Here is a 21,847-nt window from a genome sequence, read left to right as displayed (position 1 = left end):
TTACTTCAGCCGTGCGCCCCGCTTGTCGATCGATGCCGACTCGGGGTCGCCGGATCGGACCATCTCTTTGAACTTGGGCGCCGCCTTGAAGTGCACCGCCTGATGCTCGGGAATGGTCACGTTCTTGCTGTTGAACAGGTCCCGCGCGATCCGTTCGGGCCTCCGGAAGGAGACCCAGGTGCCGAAATTGGTCACGTTCACGTTGTGACCTGCGGTCACGGCACGCGCGATGACACTCAGGACCGCGTGCACTGCTGCGTGGCCTTCCTTGTGGGAGACGCCCATCTCGGTTGCCACGGCTTTCCCAAGGGTCGTCTTGGTGAGCGGGCCGGTAATTTCGGCCAGTCGTGTCATAGGCTCAACCCTTCTTCCGTATTACCAGGATTAACCTACCACGAAACCGCATGGCCTAGGCAAGATTCGCTACCGGAAAACGGGGCGGCGATCTATGCGAAACCGTGATTCACGCAACCCTCCGAAACCCGGTCAACTCGACCACGGACACACCTCTTGACATGGCATAATTACCCTAGATTCACTCCAAGGGGAAATCATGACGCCACACATCGAATGCAGCCACGCGACCTGGCGTTCCACCACGGCGGTGTTCATCGGATCCGCCATTGTCGGCGGTCTTTCCGGATGGGCCGGAGTGATGGGACTGCTGATCTACTTCACCAGCTGACCCGGGGACCCCACCGACTCGGTGGGGTCTTTCGCATGCGCAGGCCAGAATTTCGAACAGATTGTCCCCTGCGGGTACCTCACTCGACCCGAGCCAGGCCCTCGTCGGCCTCCCCGCTCTCCAGCTCAGGCGCGAAGATGCCCCGTCTTGCGAGTTCGGCCAGCGCCGAGTCCCAGTCGGTAAACGGCACGGCGCGGTCGTCGATGTAGGCGCTTGCGTTGTGCTTGTGGTTGGTGACCAGCAGAATGCCGAACTTGTTCCAGATGCGATCGCCCGGCCATCCGGTGACACACAGGAAACCGTGATCGGACAGCCAGGCGATCACCTGCTGAGGATCGCGGGCGGTATGGATGAACACCGGATGCTGTCGCATCAGCAGTCGTAGCGAGTAGAGGGCGTCGGGGACCGGGGCGTTGCCGGTGAGGTCTCCGTAGTTCCAGCCCTTCAGGTACTCCTTCATGACGCCATCGAAATCGACCCCGATGGGGAGGGTTTCCGTTTCGTTCAGGCCGCGCTTCACGCGACCCCCTTTCTTCTTTTCGAATCGACTCCGTGCCGTAGGCATCTCAGGCAGGAGCCCGGTCTCCGGTCTCGCCTCAGCGGGGCAGCGCTGGAACCATCCGGGCTTCCTCGGTCAGGAAGACGCGACCACCCAGCTGCGGGCGAACCGAGACCTCCATCCCCAGGGCCACCTTGACCGCCTCCCAGTACAGGTTCACCCCGGCGCCTTCGGTGTGGAACGTGCCTGCCGAAGCCCGGGGGTTCACCTCCAGCAGAACGGGCTCGCCGTGCAGGTAACGCATCTGCACATTGGACAGGTAACCGAGCGGGAAACCCTTCACCAGACGGTGTGCGATGTTGATGACCTTGCGGTCCTCGCGGAACTCCCGGTACCAGCCGGACTTGGCGCGCGGAACCGTCACCAGGGGCTGGCCCTGCGGGGTGGAGAGCACATCCACGCTCACCTCCGGCTCCTCCAGGAACGGCATCACGATCAGCCCGGGAATGCGCTCCCCCTGCTGGCGCGCCTTGACCAGCGCGGTGGCGTAGGTCTCCATGTCGACCACGGGACGAGCCGATGTGAGGAGCGCCCGCAGGTCCGTCGCGCCATCCTCGATGATCCGGAACGAGGAAGCCGCCCAGCCGGTGTCCGGCTTCACGCACGCGATGTATCCCTGACTGCGCAGCTGCATCACCGCGTCGCGGAACTGCACCGAGTCGTACACCAGGTGGTGCGGAGGGACGGGGATGCCGAGATCGCGAGCGAGGGCGTAGGTCTCGGTCTTGGAGTCGGCGGTCGAGGACACCTCATAGGAGGACGCCATCACCGTGCAGCCGAGGGCCGCGAGGTCTTCGGTGCGCGCGGAGAGAGCCGCCATCCTGGCCGTCGGGATGATCACCCGGATGCCATGGTCGCGCACATAGTCCACGACAAACTGGCCGTACTCCTCGTCGCTGGCCTCGCCTCCCGGCTCCCAGCCCGGGACGTCGCAGAACATCTGCGACGGGTTGCTGGAGTTGGTGCGCGTGGCATGGATGATCACCGGGTGTCCGTCGGGGTTGTTGCGGAGCATCCTCATCGCGTGGACGCGGGACGGTCCGGCGCGGTTGATCCAGATGCGGGTCACGGTTGTCTTTTCCTTTCCGGGGAACGCGAAGGCCGGAGCACCCGGTGTCGGATGCTCCGGCCTTCACTGCATGGATTAAGGCCCAGTTGTGGCGCTTTCTGCGGGGCGTCGATCGTGCCCCTGACGGGCGATGCTTCGTCGCAGGATCAGCTGAGGCGCTTACGGAACCGGGAGGTGTTCATCTCGAACCCGGCCTGGATCAGGGCGGCGAAACCGGCCCGTGCGAGGTTGACCGACGTCCTCTCGTGCTTGCGAACGGTGGCGGTCAGGCCGATGACGCCGAGATGGAAGACCACCTTGGCCGCCATCTCGACCAGCTCCTCCGTGGGGATCTTGTCCAGCTTGGCCATGAACTCCTTCAGGGCCTCCGGGGTGTCGCCGTCGGTCATCGAGTCCAGGATGTTCTTCGGGTCCCGGCCGACCGGCCTGCGGATGTTCTGGGTCTTCTCGTACATGATCTTCCTTCGCGTGGACTTCTCCGTCGGATCTGCGGATTCCCCGCCCCACGGGGATAGCCCGTGAGGCGGAGGACCGGCAGAGGGTCAGCGGTTCACGCAGGCACGGATCAGCGAATTGATGTCGCCCGGGACGACGTTGACCATCTCCTCCATGACCTCGATCTGCCACGGGGCGAACTGACTGACCGTGTCGGTGCGGGACACCTTCGCGATCAGGCAGGCGTTGTAGCTGCTGAGGAGCGACGGCATGATGGAGACGGTCTCCAGCTCGCCGGGGTCCATGTCGTACACCTGGAACTCGACGTTGTCGGCGCTGCTGAAGTCCTTGTGACCCAGCAGCTTCTCCTTCAGGCCCGCCTTGAACCCGGCGGTGACGATGAAGATCACTCCGGTGTACTTCATCTCGATGCGGTCCAGATAGGCATCGATCGTCTCGTCGTCGCCGTCCCCGGCGCCCGTGGTGTTGTCGCCGGAGTGGACCAGCGAGCCGTCCTTGAGGGAATCGATGAGATTCTTCTTGCCGGAGACGACACGGACCGGCTTGCTGCCCTGCATGACAACAGCAGACAGGTCGAGGTCGGAGCCCATGAAGTTACCGGTGGAGTCCCAGGAGAGGCCGACACGCAGACGGCGGACACCATCGAGCTTGGAGCCGTCGCCGACACCGGAGTTGTTCTTGTCGAGGGCAATGCCCATGTTCTTCCTTCTTCCTTCCCCTTGCGTTCTCCGCTGTCTGCGAATTCCCCCGCCAGCACCCCGGAAGGTGCGGACGAGGGGACCAGCAGGTCAGAGCATCCGAAGCAGGCCGATCACACCCAGAAGCCAGGAACCCGTCGAAGCGAAGTCCGAAAACCCCTTGTCATCGACGTGTACCGCCAGCAGCCCCAGCCCGACGGCCAGTGCGATCATGATGAGACCCTGCCAGAACTCCGGATCGGAGAACTTCCCCCTGGAGTCCGCGCCGGTCACGGTGAACCGGGCGTACTTGTGGTCGCCGGGTCCCTCGGTGTCCTTGATCAAATCGGCCACTACTCCTTCTCTCTATGATTTTCCGCAACCCTGAATGGCTTCCCGGTTCAGGCTGCGGCCTTCACGTTCTTCGCCCACACGTGGCCCTCGTCGGCCAGGATGTCCAGCCGCTCGAAGAAGACCTTCTCGGCCTCGAACGGGTCCGCGTAATCGGACATGACGGCGTGAGCCAGATCGAGTGCCAGAGTGGCGTCCCTGGTGGACAGCCCAGGGAACTGCTGCCGGAAGGCTTCGATGACGGCGTCAGCCTCCTGGTCCGGAGTCACGCGGCACGCCCCTTCGGCTTCTTGGTGATGGTCGCGGCACGCTCACCCCGGACGATCTCCCTCAGCTGCGGCGAGACCCGGAATCCGATGTCATCCCGCTTCGGAATCAGGATCTTCTCCCCGCTCTGCGGGTTCCGGGCCGTGTACTCGGCGCGCACGAAGGGCCGGAACGTACCGAAGTTGGTGATGGCGACCGGGTGCCCCTTCGAGACAGCCTTGGCGATGCTGTCGAAGACGGAACGAACGATGTCCCTGCCGTATTCGCGGGATACGCCGAGATCGGCGGCGACGGCCTCACCGAGACTGCCGAAGTTCAACGGTCCGGCGATTTCCACCTTGACCACGTGTCTGACCACCTTTCGGGTGTCCAACTGTCTTGTTTTCCGTTGGAGTTACCCTAACATGGCGTTGCCTAGGCAAGCTACACCGAGGAAAAAATCCTCAGGTGTGCCCGAAGTTTCGATGCACATGCGAGCCACCAGATGTGTACGGATCCGGCGTCACCTCCCGCTCACCGAACTTCGTCTCCTGTACCGTTGCGTACGAGCTCTTCGGCTCCGGATGCGGCTCCCCGTCCTTGCTCGACGCTACAGGCCGCTGCCACCCCGACGCGTCCGCAGGGCCATTGCCTCCGTCGTAAAACCCGCTCAACTCGTCCTCCCTCTCCTTTAAGATCACAAGATTCCCGATGGCCCGGGTCAGATCCCGCTTCGCATGCCGTCGCCTCGAACCGCCGGACGACTTCCTCCGGAGGCCCGTCACGTTCCCGTTCCAGGACTCCGGCAGCTCAGCGGGACCGTAGACCACGAACCATCACTCCCCTGACTTGATCGGCGACACCAGGTACAACCCCATGTCGTCGCCCTCCGTCGCCGCCAGAACGATCTGCCGCACATCATCATGCATACGATGCGCGTGGTCGACCAGCGAAAGGTCCGCCAAAGTCTGAGACGTCCTGCCGAACAGTACGTGCCCGGGATCCCGCGCCAAAGTGACCAGCTCGATCGCTGCCAGCGCCTCACCCATGGAGGCTTCCTGGCTGAACAGCCGGTTCAGGGCGGTCAGCGTCGTTCCGAGAACATACTGCGAAACCTCGGCCCCGGTCTTCAGCTTCACCATCTTCACTTCACGCACTCCGGGAACTTCTCGCCCTTGTCGCACTGGTCGTAGTGGTCGGCCTCCACGTCCTCCTCGAAAATGCCCTCGCTGTTCTTGATGAACAGCTCGTACTCGGGCTTGCAGGACTTGCCGGGCTTCTTGCCCGGCTTGTAGTCCGGCCCATCCGGAACGGAGGGCAGCTTGTCGACCTTCTTCGGCGCCTGCGGCTTCTTCCCGGTCTTCACCCCGCCGTCGGACTTCCCGGATTTGGTGCCGCCACTCCCGCTGCTCCCCCGGCCGGGGGGCTTCAACGGGAGGCTGAACGAGGACAGGCTCATCGAGTGGCGCTTTGCGTGGCAGTCCACGTCAATCTGCTTGGCCTCGACCTTGCCCTTCACGTCGTGCTCAGGGGTACTGTCCTTGTTGTTGCATGCGGTGAGCGCGAGGCCGAGCACCACGACCGGGACGGCAGCCTTCACGGCATTCTTCAACTTCTTCTCCATTTCTGCTCAGCCGTCATTTCTCAGTGCGTACACGGCCTCTGACATCTGTGTCACCGCGATCTCGGGACTGATGAAGCTGAGATTGGCGTCCTCGATCACGGAAGCTTGATCCACCGCAGGCGGCCGATGCGCCGCAGCAGGGAGGGCTTCCCTGTCGCCCGGCGGTCCCCCTCCTCCAGGATGCGGATCTGCCAGTTTTCTCCCCCGGTGAGGCCGTACGTGGTTCCAGGGGTGAGGGTGAACAGATCCAGCCAGCCGTTGTCGACGCGAGTCAGGCCGCCGTGGGTCTTGCAGCCCATTTCGACTGCCCCGGCAGAGCTGTCCCCTTCGATGCGGATCCGGTCGTCCGTGCAGATCACCGTGTACTCGATGCCTGGCTGGAGGCTCGTCAGGTCCAGTTGACCTGCGGCTACGTTCACCGGATCCCCTGTGGGGTAGCTGGCAATTTTTCACGCCTTCCCGTGATTTTCTCTCAGGAACAAGAGTAACGTATCAGACTTTCCAACAGGATCCAAGTTTCCTGCCAGGACCGCGAGTTGAAAAACATACAGCCTGAACCGGATTTCCGGTCCAGGCTGTCTTCATCGCACAGATTCCCGCAGGTCAGGAAGACCTGATCGAACAAGGCTCCAATCCGTACTCACCATCCCCGAGGCGACGGCAACTGCATGAAACCTCCTCGCGGATGTGAGAACACACCTTCACCGCAGGATCATCATCCCCGGCCTCGGTGAAATACTCGTCGCACTCCCGATCCAGACAGTCCAGCGGGCCCGTCCACACCGGCACCTCCTGATGTTCTGCATCAGGATTCGGAACCATGCCGTTCCTGGGCCGGACGTGGATGCGCTCCCTGCACTCCCCCCACGGAACCATGTCGATCAAACCGGTGGAGCACTCCACACAGGCAGTACCGGCGGGAGCGTCCAGGCAGACACGTCCCTCGTCTGACATCGGATGCCGGTCCGACCATTCGTCCCAGGCTTCCGTGTCGCCGTCCGGCTCCGGCCCGTGCGGGCAGTGGTCACTTTCGGCAGACCAGTAGAACTGACCCTCCACATGCTCATCCAGGCTCACTCGAACCCCCCGCTTCGCTTCGGTCGGCGTCCGCCAGGCGGAGGACAACGTCATCCGGAATCATCTGATTCACGAATGCGGCAGCCTGCGTCCAGTGCGCAACCGCCAGCGAGTCGTCCTCGGCGTACAGTTCCGGAGTGGCCTTCAGCAGCTCCGATGCCGCGTGACGCAGCGTCTCGCCACACAGGTCGTCCAGCAGATTCCTGAACTCGGCCTGGTCGGCATCGGATTCGCGGGCAACGTAGGCATCGAGCCTGTCGCGTGTACCCATTGCGCAAAACACCTCATTTCGTTGATCCAGAAACAAAAGCAGCCCCGGTCCGCAACGGCAGGCCGGGGCTCTCGGATCAGCTCGGAGCCGGTGGATTCACCACGCCCAGACGGGACGCGACCTCATCGCCCGACCACGAACCGGCAGCCAGAAGTGCTGGAACACACGCCTCAAGGCGCGTCCAGAAATCCGCCAGCACAGCATCCGCCTCGGCCATCAGATCTGCGTAGTCGATCTCGGTGTCACCGAAGCCGACCCGGGGGTCCATCCTCACCACACTGAACCGGTCCGTGCGTGCCGCCACCTCCACTTCCAGCGACCGGACCGGGGTCCACAACCCCTTCTCCCGCAGCCAGCGATCCTGTGCACGCTCACCCGCAGCGGAGGCCACCAGGGCTCCCCGGGAGGTCAGCTGATCATTCGTCATCCATGTGCTGACTTCGGCGCGGGGCGACTCGCTGTCCCACAGATCTACCGAGCGATAGAGATCGACGCTCATCACATGCACGCCGTACCTGAGGTGCGCTGCGGCATGACCCAGCTCGTGCGCGGCACTCGCGAGCCAGGACTGCTCTTCATCCATGCCCGCGAGATCGGCGGAGTTGTACGTTCCATGGGGAAGCGACACTTGAGTGCGCACCGGGTACGACCCGGTGCCGGAGAAGGACACCAGGCCGTGAATCCACCCGGACTTCACAGTCGTTGTCACGAAGGCCCCACCACGTCGGCGATCTCCATCAGCTTGTCCATCGCCAGCCTCTTGCCGCTGGACTCCGAACGCGTCTGCACCACCACTTCCGACTGCACGCGGCTGGCCGCAGACCGCAGCAGGATCTGGCTGTACACCTTCAGCGCCTCGTGCCGGGTCGCTGTGCAGCGGGCGTCCAGAACCCCATCCCATGCCCGTTGTACGGCGGACGCCCGCCCGGCCTCCTCCGTCATGCCGCCGCCTTGATGTCCAACGGCATCCGCTGATGCAGGACCCGGATGGCCTTGCCCAGGGCGACCTGCTCGGACTTGCATCCGCCGCGCTTATAGTCGGTGGCCATCAGCTCCTCGATGGCGAGGACCGCGTCGTGGACCATGGCCTTGCGGCATTCGGCTTTCAGGCCGTTGACCATCTCACGCGCTCGGGCCGCGCCCGTCACGCGCTCCAGCACGGACGTGACGGACTCCTCCGCCGGACTTGAATCCAACTCGTTTCCCCTCCTGGAAAATGTCTACCGCAGAGCCTGGCTCGCGGCGGTGCTGTATTCCTTGCGTGCCTGGATCAGAGACTGCGGCTCATTGTTGTTCAGTACGAGCTTCTGCCCCTCGTGCAGAACCCGGCAGGCCATGTTGTACAGGTCCGGGTTGGAGTATCCCGTCGAGCGGATCACGGCCAGCTCCAGGGACGCCAGAAGGTCCACCTGCTCGACTGCGGATTCCGAATCCGCGAGATCTGTCGCCTTACTGATGATGTCCCAGTAGATCCTCGCGTGCTCCCGACGGCCCTGCGAGGTGCGCACCGCGCGCCTGCGTGCCGGACCCGGCCCTTTCCTCCGGTTCTTGAAGAGCTTCACCTGGTGCTCCTTACTTCATCTCGCCCTTGGCGTCGGTGGGCATGAGCGCCAGGACCGCCTTCAGATCACGCCGCACATTGGCCAGCAGGGATCCCAGATCCTCGGCGGTCGACCCCTCGTATTCGACGTCGAAGACCTGGCCGGACGCTAGCCGGTCCAGATCGGCGATCGCCTTGCGGGTCAGCTCCAGAGACTCGGCGACCCGGCGATGCAGGGAGGTTCGGAGGTTCACGATCTCCTCGCCGTGCACGATCTCCCTTTCGGCCTCCTCGGTCAGCCCCAGCGCCTCGTTTTCGCCGACCTGCCCCTTGAGCCGGTCGAAGACCTCGATCCAGTCGGTGCGGTGTTCCGTCATGTACGGGATGAGAGAGGTCACATCGGTGGGAACATCTCCCCTGGGCAGGCTCATCAGGTCTCCTCTTCCGTGAGGGTGTTCATGATCTTGGTGAAGTCCGCACAGGAGAAGTAGCCGTCCTGCAAGGAGAAGCGTGTCCAGGCCCCGAAAGGCAGCCCGTTCCCGTACAGAACATCCCACAGGAACTTGGCCAGCCAGAACTCAGGATCGGAATCCTTCCACTGCTGGCACACCTGCCGGGCTGCCGCGCGGACGATGGGGTTCTTCGCGAGCCAGTCGGTGACCGTGGTGGTGCACCACTCCGAGTTCGCGTTCACGTAGCTTCCGCCTATCAGTTCCCTGATCGGGTACTCCGCCACATCTCCCCCAACTATCCCGTTTCGGACGGGAGTTACCTTAGCACGACGTAGCCTAGGCAAGAAAGAACCCGGGTCCGGCCGAAGAGCAAGCCGAACCCGGGTCCGGGTCAGAACTGCCTGTCGCTCGCCTGATGAATGCGGGCGTAGTGGTACAGATTCGTCAACGCGATCTCCACTTCCTTCTTGCCCGACCGGTTCTTGGCAACCGTCATAGTCGAGGACGACGGGTCAACCAGCTGACCCGTCTCCGGGTCCAGCTCGCTGTACAGGATCAGAATGCCGTTCGAGTCCTGTTCGATCGAGGAGGAACCCTTGAAGTCCATCACGGTGGGCTTGCGCCCCTTGACGTCGCGATTGAACTGCGCCACCGACAGCAGGCACACCTTGAAATCGGAAGCTATCTTCTTCAGGTTCCGGCTCACCTCGGCGATGGCGCTCGCATCCTGCGCAAGCTTCCCCTCGCACTCCATGAGCTGGATGTAGTCCACCACCACCAGGGCAGGCTTCATGCCCTGGGCGTCCATCCGACGGATCTCGGCACGGATCTTGGAGATCGTGACCGTGCCCTCGTCGCGGATCACCACATGATCGGCAGTCTTGAGGTTTTCACCCACCTCAAGAAACTTCTCGGTGAAGTCCTTGACGAAGTTCCCCGGATCATCACCGTTCGACAGCAGTGTCTCACGGTATTTCGCGCCGCTCAGATCCGAATTCGACAGCCGGTCCAGATGGATGTTCGCCTGGTTCGCTACGAAACGGTCCATCACCTCCTCGGCGGTCATCTCCATCGAGAAGATAGCCACCGGAAGTTTCAGCGTGAACGCCACGTACTCCGCCCACTGGGCAGCCAGCAGCGACTTGCCTCCACCCGTACCGGCGCCCACCGTGACCACGTTGCCCGCGCGGAACGTCAGCACCTGGTTCAGCTCCGGCCACGGCGACGGGAGGATCGCCTCCGTGTCGCCGTTCAGCTTCTTCTCCCGGTACTCCTCGTACCGATCGGCGACGGACACCTTCTCCGTATCCCCGCGCGAAGAGATCACATTCTGGAGACGGACCGTTACGGCCTCCACCAGATCCTTCGAAGACCACTGGTCAGAGGCGTTCCGGGTCAAAGCCTGCGACAGGACACCCTCGATCTTCCGCTTCGAGGAACGCTCACCCAGGATCCGGATGTGCTCCTGCATCAGCTCATCGTCGACATGGAAACCCTGAAGGGTGTACAGGTAATCGCTTCCGCCGATCAGCCTCAGCGTTCCCGCACGGGCCATCTCGTCGGTGACCGTGTCCACATCCACAGCCGTACCGGCCGCATACATCGCCAGCAGCGCGGAGAACACCGCCTGATGAGCGGTGACGGTGAAGTCCGAGGCATCCAGGTTGTCGATCGCCAGAGCGGCCAGCCCAGGCTGGAAGATCATGGATCCGAGAACGGTCCGCTCGACATTCGCGTCCGACATCGGCGTCCGCCGAACCGGAACATCCGCCGCAGCCAGGCCCTCGAACCCGTCCGAAATGTCCTCCACCACCGAGCCGTTCGGCGCGAACAGAGCCTCCACTTCGGGATCCAGCACCGACTCCACCACCGGAATCGGATCCACCAGCTCCACCGGCTTCTCGCGCACCGCGCGCACCAGATCCTCCATGCGGAACCCGGCATCCAGATGATCCGACACGTCCGCACCCTTGCGGTTGACGGCGGCCATCATCACCGAAACCGACTCGGCCACGCCCGCCAGAGAACGGTACACATCCCCGGCGTGAGTGAACCCCTTGTCATCCCGGTCCGCGATCACCACGACCTTCGCGCCACGGAAGAACACCGCGAACTCGGTCAGCCAGTGCCCCGCACCCATCGGAGACGATGTGGCCGCATAGCCCATCGACACCAGCCGGTCGGCATCCTTCTCGCCCTCCACGACATACACCGTGCGACCCTCGGCCACAGCAGCAATCAGCTCGGGCAGGCGGTACGGAACCCGGCGGACGCCTTTCAGATTCCAAACTTTGCCGGACTTCTTCGAAGGATCCGGCTGCCACTGCGCGAACGCCGTCTTGCAGCCGTCACGCTTGCGAGAGCAACGGCATGAAGCAAACAGGAACACCCCGTTCTCATCGGTGTACCGGTACTCGGCGGCCTTGTGGCCCGAGCATGGCTGCTTGTTCTTGGACCCCTGGCACGGCATCCACAAGTCGGCCCTGCGCTGACGCAGAACCTGCGAATCGGCCGCGTCGTCGAACAGGTCCGGCACGGTCAGCCCGTACGCGGCAGCGATGTCCTCGGTGGGGCACTGGTGCGAATGACACGTCAGCACCACACCCTTTTCTCCTTGGGAAATCGCCAGATTCGAGTCCACTCCGTCGTGAGCCAGACACCGGGTCCGGTATGTCCCGCCCGACAGGCGGACCGCCTCACCGGCTGCGTTCACGGCCGCCAGGAAGCGTTCTACGGCGACACCCATTGCGGTATTCAATTGCCTACTGCCCCGTCCGTTCGAAGTCGCGGCCCCCAGGTCGAGACTGGTCCGCCACGTCTGCCGACTCACCGTCCGCAATGTCCAGATCGAGACTGGTCGTCCATGCGTACGGTCATGCTCACTTCACACTCTGCAAGCAGCGTTCAGGTCGAGACTGACACGCCGCGCCCACTTCACAAAAATTTCACCAAGAATGGCACCCAGATCGAAACTGGTCTGCCACAGAAAACGACACTCCGACACCAGCGACAAAAGTGGGCAATCTTGCCTAGGCGGCTCAGCCTCTACCCTTCGACCGATGCCCCGAACGAATCGGGCGCCCCGGGTGAACTCGTGCCACTGGATCCTGCCGGTCAAACCGGACGAAAGCGGGCCTCTTGCCGAAGCTCGGCCACTGCCCTGCACGTCTCGTGACGCCCAGGCGAACTCGCGTCCACCGCACAACCACCAGGTCAAAACCAGATTCGCTGTGCGGTCAACCCGACACTACCCGAGCAAAAACAGATGGTCAATCACCCACAAGACCAGCCCGGAAACCGACAGGACGTTCGGAACCACTACGAAGAATCCTCCCCATAGCAGCGCGGTGGAATCTTCCCCGGATACGGCTCAGACTCCACAAACCCCGTCCCAAGACAACGACGGCACTTGTGATCCTTGCACAGCTTCCGGCCCCCGCCCGCCGACACGCCGCCACGAGACGACAAGACCCCCGGCGAAAAATGCTCCAAATGCCGCAAAGGATCCTTGAAACGACCATCCCGCAACGCCATATCCCGACAAGCCGCCACCACCACCTCCTCGTCGTACTCCCTCAGCGCCCGCAGAGCATTCCGCTCCACCGCCCCCGGAGCCGCAGGCGGCACCACCGCCCCCTTCGATTCACGCACCTCCACCCACGCCCGCGCCGCACGCTGCGCAGCCGCCCGGCGAGTCGCGGTCGACGACGAAGGCTTGGTGACGGTCTTCTGAACGGTCTCACCCTGAGGGGCAGCCTCCGCAGACGGAAGAGACCGTTCCGAAGAGAAGCCCCCCTCCGGATCGGATCCGGCATCCGCCGTCCGGGGTGAAGCACCCCGGCGCGATCGCGGTCCACCCGCAGCCGACGGCTTCGAGGACCCGGAGGTTGTTGAAGGCGCAGCCGCATCTCTCTCCGCCGAAGGCGCCCCGCTGCCCGCACCCTCGGTGGGAGAGGAGGGAGAGAGAGAAGGATTTGCTCCTACAGGCTTTGACCTACGGGCTTTCCTATATGCGGGGTTCTTCCGACCTCCTTCGACGGTGTCCGAGTGACTACTGTCGGCGGGTGCCGGATGACCCCCTCCGGAGGAGGTCATTTGACTACCTCCGGGCTGACCTGCGGTTTCGTCGGTATTGGCGGCCTCTTGGCGGTGCATCATCCACTCGAACTGGCTGCCTTCACGGCCGTCATAAAACTGTTTGAGAGACGTCGGGCCGTCATAGTCGGCCGGGGGGTTGAAGATCGGCTTGTACCGGTATCCACGACGCATGCCGCCTGCGTACCGGTACTCCTCGATCTCCAGGGCGCCGATATCGACAAGGTCATCGAGATAGAACCTCAGCTGCTTTCTACTAGTGCCGATGGCCTCGGCGATGGTGTCCATCTTCGGGCAGGGAAGGTTCTGGACGCCCATCTGGCGGCCGACGTTGGCGTGCTCGGCGAGGAAGGTCCAGGCGATTTTCGCCTGGGGCTTGATGCGCGCCAGGGTGATCCATACCGGGTTGGGGGTGTAGAAGGTGGGCATGCCCGATGGATCGATGATGTTCCCGGTCACAGGTCCACCTCCTTCAGGTGTCGGTCGCCGCGTCGGCTGTTACAGGAGTGACAGAGGGTGCGCAGGTTGGTGTCTTCGTTGCCGCCGCCCTTGGACCAGTGCACGATGTGGTCGAGGGTGAGATCTTCGGTGGACCCACACGCCAGGCAGGCATGACCGTCACGCTCGAAGATCCGGGCACGCTTAGCCTTGCTGATCTTTGGCTTGGGGCGCCCGGTGGCGCGAGACGGGTAAACCGGGCAGTCGTCGCGAGCATCCGGCGCGCCGTCAGACGGGATGGCCGGGGCACCGCAGAACGGGCCGCAGTACTCGCACTTGCTCTCGGCCCAGACGAGGTTTCCGGTAATCCAGGTCTTGACGGGGCAGCCACGCGGCCAATCGTTCCCGCCGAGGCGCCTCCCACCCCCGAAGGGGGCGATGTCGTCGCACAGCATCACCGCACCTCCGTCGAGGTGACGTAGGGCTGACCAGGCGACACTGTCGGTGATGGTCGGCAGGTGGGCTTGCCGTGGGTACTCAACTCCGGTACCTTTCACATGTGTTTGGCGCCCCGCAAGGCGCGTCGAATGCGGTTGGCGCCCTACGGGGCGCGGTGATTCGGACCTTCACCTGAGGTGAAAGTTCGAATCCCTGAATGCGGATGGGGATCCGTGTTCGACTTAGCTGAAAGGCCCGACGGTCAGAGTTCGCAGCTCGTAGCCGTCGGGCCTTCTGCCGTTAGGCGGCGTCTTGTTCGCGGGATGGGTGGAGGTTCACCGTCCAGGTGGTCCCCCGGAGGCGACCCCCCTCGTGCTTGTAGCCACGAATCAGGTACCCCTTGGCCTCCAGTTCGCTGACCGCTCTCCGGACGATCCAGTCGCTGACATTCCTTGCGCTGGCAAGATCGGCCATGCTCGCGCCCTCCCCGAGAGTGAGGAAGGTTGCGAAGAGGCCCAGGGTCCTGGGCTCCAGGTCGGTGATGGCCGAGTACGGCAGCTTGATATAGGTGTCGTCGGTCGCCGCTGTCGTCATGGTCGTTCCTTCCCGTCTCTCCGATGCAAGCCGAAACACTGTCAGTGCGTTGCTGGAGTGTCAAGTCTGACCTGGCGGTTCGGCGGAGTCGGGTGAACGTCCAGGTCGGGCAGCACTACTGACTGCAAGTCATGTGTTGGTCATAGTAACCACCATGCCTAGGCATGTGGTAGGGTCCCGTCAGAACTTCGGAAAGGAGTCGGCGTGAGCGAACGGCACCCCCTGTGGGGCCAGTTGCCGGAGCCCATCCAGCGCCTCCTCGACAACGAGGACCCGGCAGACCCGTGGGACCCGGCGGCTCCGCACGTGACGGAGTACTTGTACACCACGGTGCTGCCGAGCGGGAAGCGTGGCGATACTTCGCTTGGGTGCGAGTGCTCATACAACCCGGATCCGTTGCCCGAGGCAGGTTCGGTCATCTCCGTGAATGGAGTGCGGGTGCGGGTGATGTGGGCCGAGGAGTCCACGGAAGAGGTCGAAACGCCCCAGTTCACCGGCACCCGTATCTGGCGGGACATCAACGTGCGGGAGCTTGACGGCTAGTCAGGTGTGACCACTACGCGAGGGAGGGGGGCAGTCGTGAGCGAGTGGGCTCACAAGTACGCGACGAACAGGTGGATAAAGATCCACCCGGACTGGCCTGGACTGGTCACGCACGGATCCACCGAACCGATTCTGACGGTGCTGGAGGTCCGGGGTTTCAAGATCAAAGACATGTTCCTGATCGGTATCAACCCCGACTGTGGGTCGATCATCGTCCCCACCAGGGAGCGGGCCGAGGAGGTCAAGGCAGCGCTCGAACCCGCCTACAAAGTCACCATCGAGCAGAAGGACCACAGTCCTGACTGGTGGGCCAATTTCGACCGGCGGGAACTGGACGGCTCGGTGAAGAGCCACTTCATCACCGACCTCACCCTCAAGGATGGCACCGAGGTCATCAAGGACGGCCGGGGGGTGAGGTAATGGGCTGCAACTTCCGCACCGAACGGCCACTCACCCCCGTGGAGCAGGCAGAACTCAAGCGCCTCACACGGTACGCCGCCAGCCTGACGCCTCCGATTGCTTCGGAAGGAGAAGCGGCGGCCGAGGCGTCGAAGAAATGGGACGCCGCCTGGGAGAAGGTCAAGCACGCCGACCCCACTGACTTCCGGACCAACCACCTTGGTCTGTGGGCGCTCGTCAAGCACATGGGGAAGTTCGGCATGACCTGCGAGGCTTTGGCGCCCGAGCTGCCGCAACTGGAGGACTTCGGTCTTGGTTTCTACCCCTTGGATCCGGATGAGTTGCAGGAAGGCGAGAAGTTCACGGCCGCTGAGCAGGAATTCCTTCAAGCCCGTGAAGCGGTTCGCACCCAGGAGGCTACTCACGGCCCCATCCCCGTCTACAAGTTCGATTCGGACTACGCATGGTTGATCACGCCCCGTGAGATCCGATGCGCGCTCAAGCGCTACGACAAGGCATCCGAGGCCAATCTGAAGGCGGCGCGGGAGGAGATCCCTTTCTGGGACGACTGGATCACATTCCTGCGCCGTGTACCCGAGCGTGGCGGAATGCGCCTGTGCTGAAAAGACTTACCGATGAGTAATGAGGCCGGGCACACCGAACGGAGTGACCGTGAGTGAAGCGATCGAGTCCCAGCGGAACGGCGAGGACAGCTGGCAACTCTCGCGCCCAGTGAAGCTGTCTGGCGCACCGCGCATTCTCGCGCAGACGAAGGACGGCGCAACGGTGGCGGTCGAGCCGGATGGCGCCTTGTTTCAGTACCGGTGGTCCCGACGGACAGAGATGTGGGTGGCCCGGCTGTACGGGACCACGCATACCCCGGAGGGCGAGGTCAGGGCGAAGAAGGTCTTCGAGGGGCCCACCGTCGAAGGGGTCTTCGAGTCCGCCCCTCAGTGGGTGGTCGACCTTGTCCGGAAGCACGCGCCGGACGGCTGGCCGCATGGAACGGAGTGACCACATGTCGATTGCCCCGCGAAACTCGCGACCAGGGCGCAGGCCCACCGAGAAGGACATCAGGAAGATTCAAGCCCTATTCCCTCTCGCTGATGGACGGACCGTCAAGGGTGAGGACAGCGAGGAGGAACCGGACGGAGACGGACCCGATCCGTGCTCCGGCTGCCGATACGTGCCTTGCGGCAACTGCCCCATCGGGAAGGAATGAGGCGCCATGCCCGAAAGCATCTACTCGCGCCACGCGTCCGGACCTGTCACCGTCAAAGTCGACACCCCCGGGTTACTCGTGCACGCCACCGTCAGTGGGGACATCGAGGCGGCGAACGTTCACGTGGCCAGCGACAGGGGCGGCATCGCCATCAACTCGAACGGCAGCACCATCGGATCTCCCGGAACCACGCGAACCGACTGAGGAAAGAGTATGACTGACACTGACCGTAAGTATGGCCTCGATGTCCTCGATGCCGCCTTCGCTGCCTTCGCCGAGCTCATCGAGCAGAACGGCGGACAGCTTCCCGAGCACAACACCAAGGCGCTCACCATCTATGTGCAGGGCGCCACGGCCAACTACAGCATCACCCGCGCCGAGGTCGATGAGATCGCCACCCGGAAGGGTGTCCCGTTGCACTTCATCGAAGCTGCCGCCAGCGCCTGACCGGTAAACAACAAGACACCGGAAATCAAAAAAGGGGGAACCATGAAGATTTACACCTTCACCCGAGGGAAATTCAACGTCCACTACCTGAAGGCCCCTTACGAACTGCTCGTGGCCGCCTTCGGTGACGACGGCACCGTCTCGCCTCGCGACGAGGATAAGTCGACGACCTCATGGGACGTACGTACCCCGAGCGGAACGGTCGAGGTCTACGACTACCTGTGCGGTGTCACCTACGGGGTCGGTGGCCCCGATCGCAGCGACATCACCGAGTGGCACGTCCGGGGAAGCGTCGAGGCGATCGACCACATGCTGGCCAGGCTGGACGAGGCGTCGCGGGACGGTAAGCCCCGGAAAGCGGTCCCGCCGATGCCGCTCGTCAACTACATGAAGCTGATGGGCCGTGATGATTGACCTTGTTCGTGCGGTGAGTTCCGAGTGCATCCCAGGCGGGTGCACTCCCCTGACTGTATGAGCATGAAGGAGGAGTCATGATCAAGCGCACCATCCGGAAGAGGAAGCAGATCACCGTTCCGGGCGAAGTGCTCGAAGCCCTCGGTGGTCTCGAAGTGGGCGACAAGATCGGATTCGAGATCGCCGAGGACGGCACCGTCACGGTCGTGCCCCTGGCCACCATCACCGCCAAGGCCCTGCCCAAGGTGCGGAACCTGATGGGTTCGGTCGGACAGAAAGCCCCGAAGGAGATCCGCAAGGATCAGGCATGGTTCTGGAAGCCGGAGTGGCTGGCTACCGAGGTCGACATCATCCGGCGCCATCAGGCCGGATGGAAGAACCCGCCCATGACCGAGGGCCAGTTCCTCGACTATCTCCACGAAGAGGCGGGGTAGTGGCCACCTTCGAAATGGAGCCGTCTTTCCAGCGAGACCTGAAGAAGCTCACCGCGCAACAGCGTAAGACCTTCGAAACCGTGATCCGTGGTCAGTTCGTTCCCGACCTGAACGAAGGGGAGTTCCGTCCGGGGCTGCGCGTGAAGCGCATCAAGTCACTCCAGGGCGTCACGGTCGTGTACGAGATGACCTGGTCCGCAGACGGGCGCGCAACCTGGAACTACGGCGAACAGCTCAAGCCCGAACATGTCCATGTGGTCTGGCGTCGCATCGGAACCCATGACGATCTGTTCCCGAAGGGCAAGTCCAAAGGATAGGGGAAGGGGGCGTCCATCTGGGGGGTTCCCTGACGGGGCTTGCCTGTATTCGGCATACTCGGAAGCAGCATTCGTCACACACGGAGGAAGAAACAGATGCTGCTATGGGAGGACAGGGACGAAGAAACCTCATATGGGTATGCCAACAAGATTCTGATGTTCTCCGTACAGCTCCATGAAGGATCATCGCTTCCCTGGCGCCTATCCAGCAACCTTCCGGGTATGCCAGTCCTCCTCGGCCAGGAAAAGCATGTCGCCCGTGGGGACGCCAAAGCCTTTGCTGGAAAAATGATGGACAACTTCCTCAAATCCACCGGAATGATGTGGAAGCCGCACGAGGGAGAGAGTCGCCCGTCATGGGCGGGTGCCCAAGGGGAGGAGAACCGCGAAGTCCAGGCCGCGTCGATGCATACCGGCCGGACCGCCTCCCGCTGTTGAGGACGCCGCCGGGGACCTGAGCGGCGCCGTCGACCGGCATCACGGGAACACCATCCGGGCCTGGCGGCGCGAACCCCAGGCCCTCAAGAGGGACAGACAAGGGGGAAGTCGAATCCATGCGCACCTCGCGGATGCCATCGGGCAACGAGTACCTTCATCAGGGTGACTACTCCGGAGGGCTCCACACGTACGCCGAGCAGTCTGATGTCCTGGAGCTGAATCAGGGGAAGGTCGGTGTGGTCATCCCGGTGGAGGACGTTCTGGGGCTGGCCGCCCAGATCGTCCGTGAGCGGATGGTCCAGTTCGCCGAATCCACTCCGGACTGGGAGATCCTGAAGACCCTGGCGGTCTTTCAGCGCGTCGCCGGAAGGGGGTGACTTTAATGGAATACCGATCCGGTTTCCGGTAGGTACCAGGAGATGCCTGGTGCAGACAAGGGAGCCATGTCACGCACCGTTCACCATATCCCTTACAGGCACCGCGACAGCGCCCATGACGATGATGGGCACTACGAACGGATCGGCCACTCCTCGCTCCTGAAGGGGTGGATTCGCTATATGCGTCGCTACAAGAATCTGCCCCGCGAGTCGGCCACCCTGTGGGACTTGCGGTACACCGACAGGGAAATCCGTGCAGCCGAACGTGAAGGCCGTCGGCCGCAGCCACAGAAGAAGCGGCACGTGCTGGCCATGTACCGCGAGCACAATGTGCAAAACCGCAAAGGGATGGCCAAGAGGTACAGCAAGAAGGTGCAGCGAGGCGTCCGGACCCGAGAGCGAGCTGATCTGATCCGGGCCGCTTACGATCCCGAGTTCGTTGTGGAGCCGGGTATGCGCACGGTCGAATACGACCTTTGGTAAGCATCCGACCGTGGGGCGGATCGACATCCGCCCCACGGTCCCGGAAAGGAGAAGTGCGGGAGTATATGGGTCAAGGAAAAGCAGGAGAAGCGGCCAAAAAGGCATACGGCCTTCCGGAGCTTCCGCAGCCACTGCACGCGAATCCTTCTTCGTACTGGATCAACGACCTGGCGCGCAATTACCTTGAAGCCGGAACCCAGAAAATCAAGGAGTTCGGACTGGGTGGCCTCATCGGGAAAGGTGATGCCCGGGAAGCCCAGGATTGTCTCAGGTCATTCAATGTGGATGATGGGACCAAGCGGCAGATCCTGACCATCGCGCAGGATGCCTACCCGTTTGCGCTCTGGCACAAGAATCGCGTTGTGTATGACGTGCATCCGCAGATGACGAGGTCCCTGATGTCCATGAGGTCCACCACAAAGATTCCCGCGTCGATCTTCGAGCGTCTGCGTCACCCCAACCCGTTCTTTGTCATTCCAGCCGCCACGCCGGTCACCCATGCAGACGGACTGCCGGGGCGCATTATCGGTTTCTATGTAACGGGCGCTTGCTCGCCTCGCTATGAACCCACGGCGAAGATGCAACAGATGGAGATCATCGGGAGGGCTCCGCTCGCCAACGAATCCGTACTCTATGACACCCATGACGCGACCCCCAACGCCCTCCACGCCATGGTGCTGTCCGAAGTGCACGACGCGAACCAAACCGAAGTTGCCGACCTGGACTGGTGTCACCTGACGCTCCCCATGACGGGTGAATTCAGCGTGAATGGACTCGTCGAGGAGATCATCCGGTCCGGTTTCGCGTGGTCGCCAGACATGAGGGGGCAGTTCCGCGAGGAAGCGCAGTTTCCGTACATGGAAACCATGGCGCGCACGGTGGTCTCTCACTTGGTCTATGCGGTATCCCGGACTTCGGAAGTCAGTGAAGGCAAGAATGACCGTCCTCCGGTGAAGCAGAAGAAGGGCGGGCCGAAGCAGCCCAAACCTGCCAAGGTCCATCAAGTGGGGTACCGCACGGGCGCCGCCATCGCCGACACCCTGCGAAAGGCGCGCGAGGGGGAGCCGGGGGCGTCGACCGGTCGCCGGATGCCTGCTCACATTCGAGCCGCCCATCCGCATCTGTACCGAGTGGGGCTCGGCAGGCAGGACGTGGAGCTGAAATTCCTCGACCCGATCCCGGTGAACGTTGACCGGGATGACGGCGACACCACGACCATGCACCCGATGGGGTACTGAGTTGCCAGTGGCGAACGCCTGCGAGCAGGCAGCGGGGCATGAGACGGAAAACTGTTGTGTGACATGTCACGCGCACTGGGAATCCGCAGGCACATACATGTGTGACGGATTTGACCCAGGAGGATACGACCTCCATGTGTGCTGCAACGCGGCTAACGCTTCCCGTGCGTGGATCGAAGAACGCGGGATCCAAATGAAGTTCCGACCGAGTCAGGGGATGACGCACAGAAAGGAAGTGGGAATGGAACTCACCGCCGCGTATTACTACTTGGTCGACCTCCACGCGAGCGACAAGGGTGTCCTGCGCGTTTTCGATGAACGAGGGTCTGTCACGGTGGACCCGCTGAATCTCTTCAAGAGCAAGCGGGTGGCATTCGAGAAAGAGTACGTCCAGAAGTTCGGAATCTCGACGTCAAGCCGGAGCGGCATCATGTTTGCCCTGTGGGGCTTCGATGAACAGCCCTCCCTGGAGGATGCCCGGAGTCACGCGCAACACACCCGGCCCGATGCGGTGTATGTGAATTTCTCCGATACCAAATGGCGCCTGGTTCCGTTCGATCTGCACCGAGATCAGGAAATCCTGTTCATGTAGAGGAAAAACCCTAAGAAAAAGGAGGGGAAGGTGTGAACGAGACCCACGAGAAGGTCGCCGAGGAGCTGGAGGAAACCGAGGGGTGGATACCGGATTCGGAGCACCCGAACCTCATCTGGACACGCCGCATGGCCAAGTGGAGCATCATCAACGATGAAGGCTCCAGCGTCCTGAGCAGGCGGAGCAGCTTCGGCGAGCCCGGGTATGAAATCCCGTTCGGTCCGAATGTACCGCACTTCCTCATCATCGCGGCCTGCGCTCAGGCCGGTGCCGACTGCCAGAAGTGCGGTACCTCCTGCGAAGGGGATTGCAATATCCCTGACGTAACCGTGAACGGGGAAGTGATCTGAGCGTTCCTCAATAGATTTGAC

The 21,847-nt window shown here is 62.7% G+C and carries 39 protein-coding genes; 16 read left to right on the top strand and 23 right to left on the bottom strand.

Annotation, left to right across the window (positions count from 1 at the left end; all coding sequences use genetic code 11):
- Entirely contained in the window at window positions 1-354 is a 354-nt protein-coding gene (locus IEJ02_RS11800; RefSeq protein WP_191064767.1) for an HU family DNA-binding protein, read from the bottom strand.
- 199 nt (window positions 355-553) lie between these two features.
- Between IEJ02_RS11800 and IEJ02_RS49845 the strand changes: the two genes are divergently transcribed.
- The gene (locus IEJ02_RS49845) at window positions 554-685 is read left to right on the top strand and encodes a hypothetical protein (RefSeq protein WP_263407936.1); all 132 of its coding nucleotides are present in this window, start codon (window positions 554-556) and stop codon (window positions 683-685) included.
- Between the two features lie 79 nt (window positions 686-764).
- Here IEJ02_RS49845 and IEJ02_RS11795 read toward each other — a convergent pair whose 3' ends face one another.
- The 22 genes from IEJ02_RS11795 to IEJ02_RS11690 form a co-directional block, all read right to left on the bottom strand.
- Window positions 765-1,205 (bottom strand): hypothetical protein, encoded by a 441-nt coding sequence (locus IEJ02_RS11795; protein ID WP_191064766.1) that lies wholly within the window; start codon window positions 1,203-1,205, stop codon window positions 765-767.
- A gap of 76 nt (window positions 1,206-1,281) precedes the next feature.
- Complete coding sequence (locus IEJ02_RS11790; RefSeq protein WP_191064765.1) at window positions 1,282-2,313, bottom strand: ATP-grasp domain-containing protein; 1,032 nt, start codon at window positions 2,311-2,313, stop codon at window positions 1,282-1,284.
- A 146-nt stretch (window positions 2,314-2,459) separates the two neighbouring features.
- Window positions 2,460-2,768: a hypothetical protein gene (locus tag IEJ02_RS11785; RefSeq protein WP_191064764.1), complete on the bottom strand. Its 309-nt coding sequence runs from the start codon at window positions 2,766-2,768 to the stop codon at window positions 2,460-2,462.
- 87 nt (window positions 2,769-2,855) lie between these two features.
- The gene (locus IEJ02_RS11780; protein WP_191064762.1) at window positions 2,856-3,467 is read right to left on the bottom strand and encodes a TerD family protein; all 612 of its coding nucleotides are present in this window, start codon (window positions 3,465-3,467) and stop codon (window positions 2,856-2,858) included.
- Window positions 3,468-3,557: 90 nt separating this feature from the next.
- Window positions 3,558-3,800 carry a hypothetical protein gene (locus tag IEJ02_RS11775; protein WP_191064760.1) on the bottom strand — a complete coding sequence of 81 codons (243 nt, stop codon included), beginning with the start codon at window positions 3,798-3,800 and terminating at the stop codon, window positions 3,558-3,560.
- 47 nt (window positions 3,801-3,847) lie between these two features.
- A complete protein-coding gene (locus IEJ02_RS11770) occupies window positions 3,848-4,066 on the bottom strand; it encodes a hypothetical protein (protein ID WP_191064759.1) in 219 nt (72 codons plus the stop codon).
- A complete protein-coding gene (locus tag IEJ02_RS11765; RefSeq protein ID WP_317985779.1) occupies window positions 4,063-4,422 on the bottom strand; it encodes an HU family DNA-binding protein in 360 nt (119 codons plus the stop codon). The genes IEJ02_RS11770 and IEJ02_RS11765 overlap by 4 nt, the downstream gene beginning before the upstream one ends.
- 457 nt (window positions 4,423-4,879) lie before the next feature.
- Window positions 4,880-5,200, bottom strand: a complete 321-nt coding sequence (locus IEJ02_RS11760; RefSeq protein ID WP_191064756.1) for a hypothetical protein — start codon at window positions 5,198-5,200, stop codon at window positions 4,880-4,882.
- On the bottom strand, window positions 5,188-5,655 hold the full coding sequence (locus tag IEJ02_RS11755; RefSeq protein WP_191064754.1) for a hypothetical protein: 468 nt from the start codon (window positions 5,653-5,655) through the stop codon (window positions 5,188-5,190). Before IEJ02_RS11755 ends, IEJ02_RS11760 begins: the two co-directional genes overlap by 13 nt.
- Before the next feature lie 107 nt (window positions 5,656-5,762).
- Window positions 5,763-6,086 carry a hypothetical protein gene (locus IEJ02_RS11750; RefSeq protein WP_191064752.1) on the bottom strand — a complete coding sequence of 108 codons (324 nt, stop codon included), beginning with the start codon at window positions 6,084-6,086 and terminating at the stop codon, window positions 5,763-5,765.
- Window positions 6,087-6,270: 184 nt separating this feature from the next.
- Complete coding sequence (locus IEJ02_RS11745; RefSeq protein WP_191064751.1) at window positions 6,271-6,744, bottom strand: hypothetical protein; 474 nt, start codon at window positions 6,742-6,744, stop codon at window positions 6,271-6,273.
- Window positions 6,731-7,015, bottom strand: coding sequence for a hypothetical protein (locus IEJ02_RS11740; protein WP_191064749.1), 285 nt, complete (start codon window positions 7,013-7,015; stop codon window positions 6,731-6,733). The genes IEJ02_RS11745 and IEJ02_RS11740 overlap by 14 nt, the downstream gene beginning before the upstream one ends.
- Before the next feature lie 76 nt (window positions 7,016-7,091).
- Window positions 7,092-7,724, bottom strand: a complete 633-nt coding sequence (locus IEJ02_RS11735) for a hypothetical protein (protein ID WP_191064748.1) — start codon at window positions 7,722-7,724, stop codon at window positions 7,092-7,094.
- Window positions 7,721-7,957, bottom strand: coding sequence for a hypothetical protein (locus IEJ02_RS11730; protein WP_191064747.1), 237 nt, complete (start codon window positions 7,955-7,957; stop codon window positions 7,721-7,723). Before IEJ02_RS11730 ends, IEJ02_RS11735 begins: the two co-directional genes overlap by 4 nt.
- Window positions 7,954-8,175, bottom strand: a complete 222-nt coding sequence (locus IEJ02_RS11725; RefSeq protein ID WP_191064746.1) for a hypothetical protein — start codon at window positions 8,173-8,175, stop codon at window positions 7,954-7,956. The genes IEJ02_RS11730 and IEJ02_RS11725 overlap by 4 nt, the downstream gene beginning before the upstream one ends.
- Before the next feature lie 60 nt (window positions 8,176-8,235).
- Window positions 8,236-8,577 carry a hypothetical protein gene (locus IEJ02_RS11720; RefSeq protein ID WP_191064745.1) on the bottom strand — a complete coding sequence of 114 codons (342 nt, stop codon included), beginning with the start codon at window positions 8,575-8,577 and terminating at the stop codon, window positions 8,236-8,238.
- A gap of 10 nt (window positions 8,578-8,587) precedes the next feature.
- Complete coding sequence (locus IEJ02_RS11715) at window positions 8,588-8,986, bottom strand: hypothetical protein (RefSeq protein WP_191064744.1); 399 nt, start codon at window positions 8,984-8,986, stop codon at window positions 8,588-8,590.
- Window positions 8,986-9,249 (bottom strand): hypothetical protein, encoded by a 264-nt coding sequence (locus tag IEJ02_RS11710; RefSeq protein WP_191064743.1) that lies wholly within the window; start codon window positions 9,247-9,249, stop codon window positions 8,986-8,988. Before IEJ02_RS11710 ends, IEJ02_RS11715 begins: the two co-directional genes overlap by 1 nt.
- Before the next feature lie 149 nt (window positions 9,250-9,398).
- On the bottom strand, window positions 9,399-11,753 hold the full coding sequence (locus tag IEJ02_RS11705) for a DnaB-like helicase C-terminal domain-containing protein (protein WP_191064742.1): 2,355 nt from the start codon (window positions 11,751-11,753) through the stop codon (window positions 9,399-9,401).
- Window positions 11,754-12,325: 572 nt separating this feature from the next.
- Window positions 12,326-13,561 carry a hypothetical protein gene (locus IEJ02_RS11700; RefSeq protein WP_191064741.1) on the bottom strand — a complete coding sequence of 412 codons (1,236 nt, stop codon included), beginning with the start codon at window positions 13,559-13,561 and terminating at the stop codon, window positions 12,326-12,328.
- Window positions 13,558-13,995 carry an HNH endonuclease gene (locus tag IEJ02_RS11695; protein WP_191064740.1) on the bottom strand — a complete coding sequence of 146 codons (438 nt, stop codon included), beginning with the start codon at window positions 13,993-13,995 and terminating at the stop codon, window positions 13,558-13,560. Before IEJ02_RS11695 ends, IEJ02_RS11700 begins: the two co-directional genes overlap by 4 nt.
- A 283-nt stretch (window positions 13,996-14,278) precedes the next feature.
- Window positions 14,279-14,572, bottom strand: a complete 294-nt coding sequence (locus IEJ02_RS11690; protein WP_191064739.1) for a helix-turn-helix domain-containing protein — start codon at window positions 14,570-14,572, stop codon at window positions 14,279-14,281.
- 204 nt (window positions 14,573-14,776) lie between these two features.
- Between IEJ02_RS11690 and IEJ02_RS11685 the strand changes: the two genes are divergently transcribed.
- The 15 genes from IEJ02_RS11685 (at window position 14,777) to IEJ02_RS11615 (ending at window position 21,826) form a co-directional block, all read left to right on the top strand.
- Window positions 14,777-15,115, top strand: a complete 339-nt coding sequence (locus IEJ02_RS11685) for a hypothetical protein (protein WP_191064738.1) — start codon at window positions 14,777-14,779, stop codon at window positions 15,113-15,115.
- A gap of 36 nt (window positions 15,116-15,151) precedes the next feature.
- A complete protein-coding gene (locus tag IEJ02_RS11680) occupies window positions 15,152-15,535 on the top strand; it encodes a hypothetical protein (protein WP_191064737.1) in 384 nt (127 codons plus the stop codon).
- A gap of 38 nt (window positions 15,536-15,573) precedes the next feature.
- A complete protein-coding gene (locus IEJ02_RS11675; protein ID WP_191064736.1) occupies window positions 15,574-16,137 on the top strand; it encodes a hypothetical protein in 564 nt (187 codons plus the stop codon).
- A 49-nt stretch (window positions 16,138-16,186) separates the two neighbouring features.
- A complete protein-coding gene (locus tag IEJ02_RS11670) occupies window positions 16,187-16,528 on the top strand; it encodes a hypothetical protein (protein WP_191064735.1) in 342 nt (113 codons plus the stop codon).
- Window positions 16,529-16,742: 214 nt separating this feature from the next.
- On the top strand, window positions 16,743-16,940 hold the full coding sequence (locus tag IEJ02_RS11665; protein WP_191064734.1) for a hypothetical protein: 198 nt from the start codon (window positions 16,743-16,745) through the stop codon (window positions 16,938-16,940).
- Between the two features lie 9 nt (window positions 16,941-16,949).
- Complete coding sequence (locus IEJ02_RS11660) at window positions 16,950-17,183, top strand: hypothetical protein (RefSeq protein WP_191064733.1); 234 nt, start codon at window positions 16,950-16,952, stop codon at window positions 17,181-17,183.
- 42 nt (window positions 17,184-17,225) lie between these two features.
- Window positions 17,226-17,597 (top strand): hypothetical protein, encoded by a 372-nt coding sequence (locus tag IEJ02_RS11655; RefSeq protein WP_191064732.1) that lies wholly within the window; start codon window positions 17,226-17,228, stop codon window positions 17,595-17,597.
- A gap of 77 nt (window positions 17,598-17,674) precedes the next feature.
- Window positions 17,675-18,031 carry an AbrB/MazE/SpoVT family DNA-binding domain-containing protein gene (locus IEJ02_RS11650; protein WP_191064731.1) on the top strand — a complete coding sequence of 119 codons (357 nt, stop codon included), beginning with the start codon at window positions 17,675-17,677 and terminating at the stop codon, window positions 18,029-18,031.
- Window positions 18,031-18,348, top strand: coding sequence for a hypothetical protein (locus IEJ02_RS11645; RefSeq protein ID WP_191064730.1), 318 nt, complete (start codon window positions 18,031-18,033; stop codon window positions 18,346-18,348). Before IEJ02_RS11650 ends, IEJ02_RS11645 begins: the two co-directional genes overlap by 1 nt.
- Window positions 18,349-18,444: 96 nt before the next feature.
- On the top strand, window positions 18,445-18,786 hold the full coding sequence (locus tag IEJ02_RS11640) for a hypothetical protein (RefSeq protein ID WP_191064729.1): 342 nt from the start codon (window positions 18,445-18,447) through the stop codon (window positions 18,784-18,786).
- A gap of 116 nt (window positions 18,787-18,902) precedes the next feature.
- Window positions 18,903-19,163, top strand: a complete 261-nt coding sequence (locus IEJ02_RS11635; RefSeq protein WP_191064728.1) for a hypothetical protein — start codon at window positions 18,903-18,905, stop codon at window positions 19,161-19,163.
- A gap of 66 nt (window positions 19,164-19,229) precedes the next feature.
- Entirely contained in the window at window positions 19,230-19,646 is a 417-nt protein-coding gene (locus IEJ02_RS11630; protein WP_191064727.1) for a hypothetical protein, read from the top strand.
- A gap of 53 nt (window positions 19,647-19,699) precedes the next feature.
- Entirely contained in the window at window positions 19,700-20,884 is a 1,185-nt protein-coding gene (locus IEJ02_RS11625) for an AcrVA2 family anti-CRISPR protein (protein WP_191064726.1), read from the top strand.
- 241 nt (window positions 20,885-21,125) lie between these two features.
- The gene (locus tag IEJ02_RS11620; RefSeq protein ID WP_191064725.1) at window positions 21,126-21,476 is read left to right on the top strand and encodes a hypothetical protein; all 351 of its coding nucleotides are present in this window, start codon (window positions 21,126-21,128) and stop codon (window positions 21,474-21,476) included.
- A 32-nt stretch (window positions 21,477-21,508) separates the two neighbouring features.
- The gene (locus IEJ02_RS11615; protein ID WP_191064724.1) at window positions 21,509-21,826 is read left to right on the top strand and encodes a hypothetical protein; all 318 of its coding nucleotides are present in this window, start codon (window positions 21,509-21,511) and stop codon (window positions 21,824-21,826) included.
- Window positions 21,827-21,847 lie beyond the last annotated feature (21 nt).

The sequence above is a fragment of the Streptomyces sp. 5-10 genome (assembly GCF_014712245.1).
GTDB lineage: Bacteria > Actinomycetota > Actinomycetes > Streptomycetales > Streptomycetaceae > Streptomyces > Streptomyces violaceusniger.
Note: the sequence above shows the minus strand (reverse complement) of the source record. Positions and strands in the feature narration are given on the sequence as shown.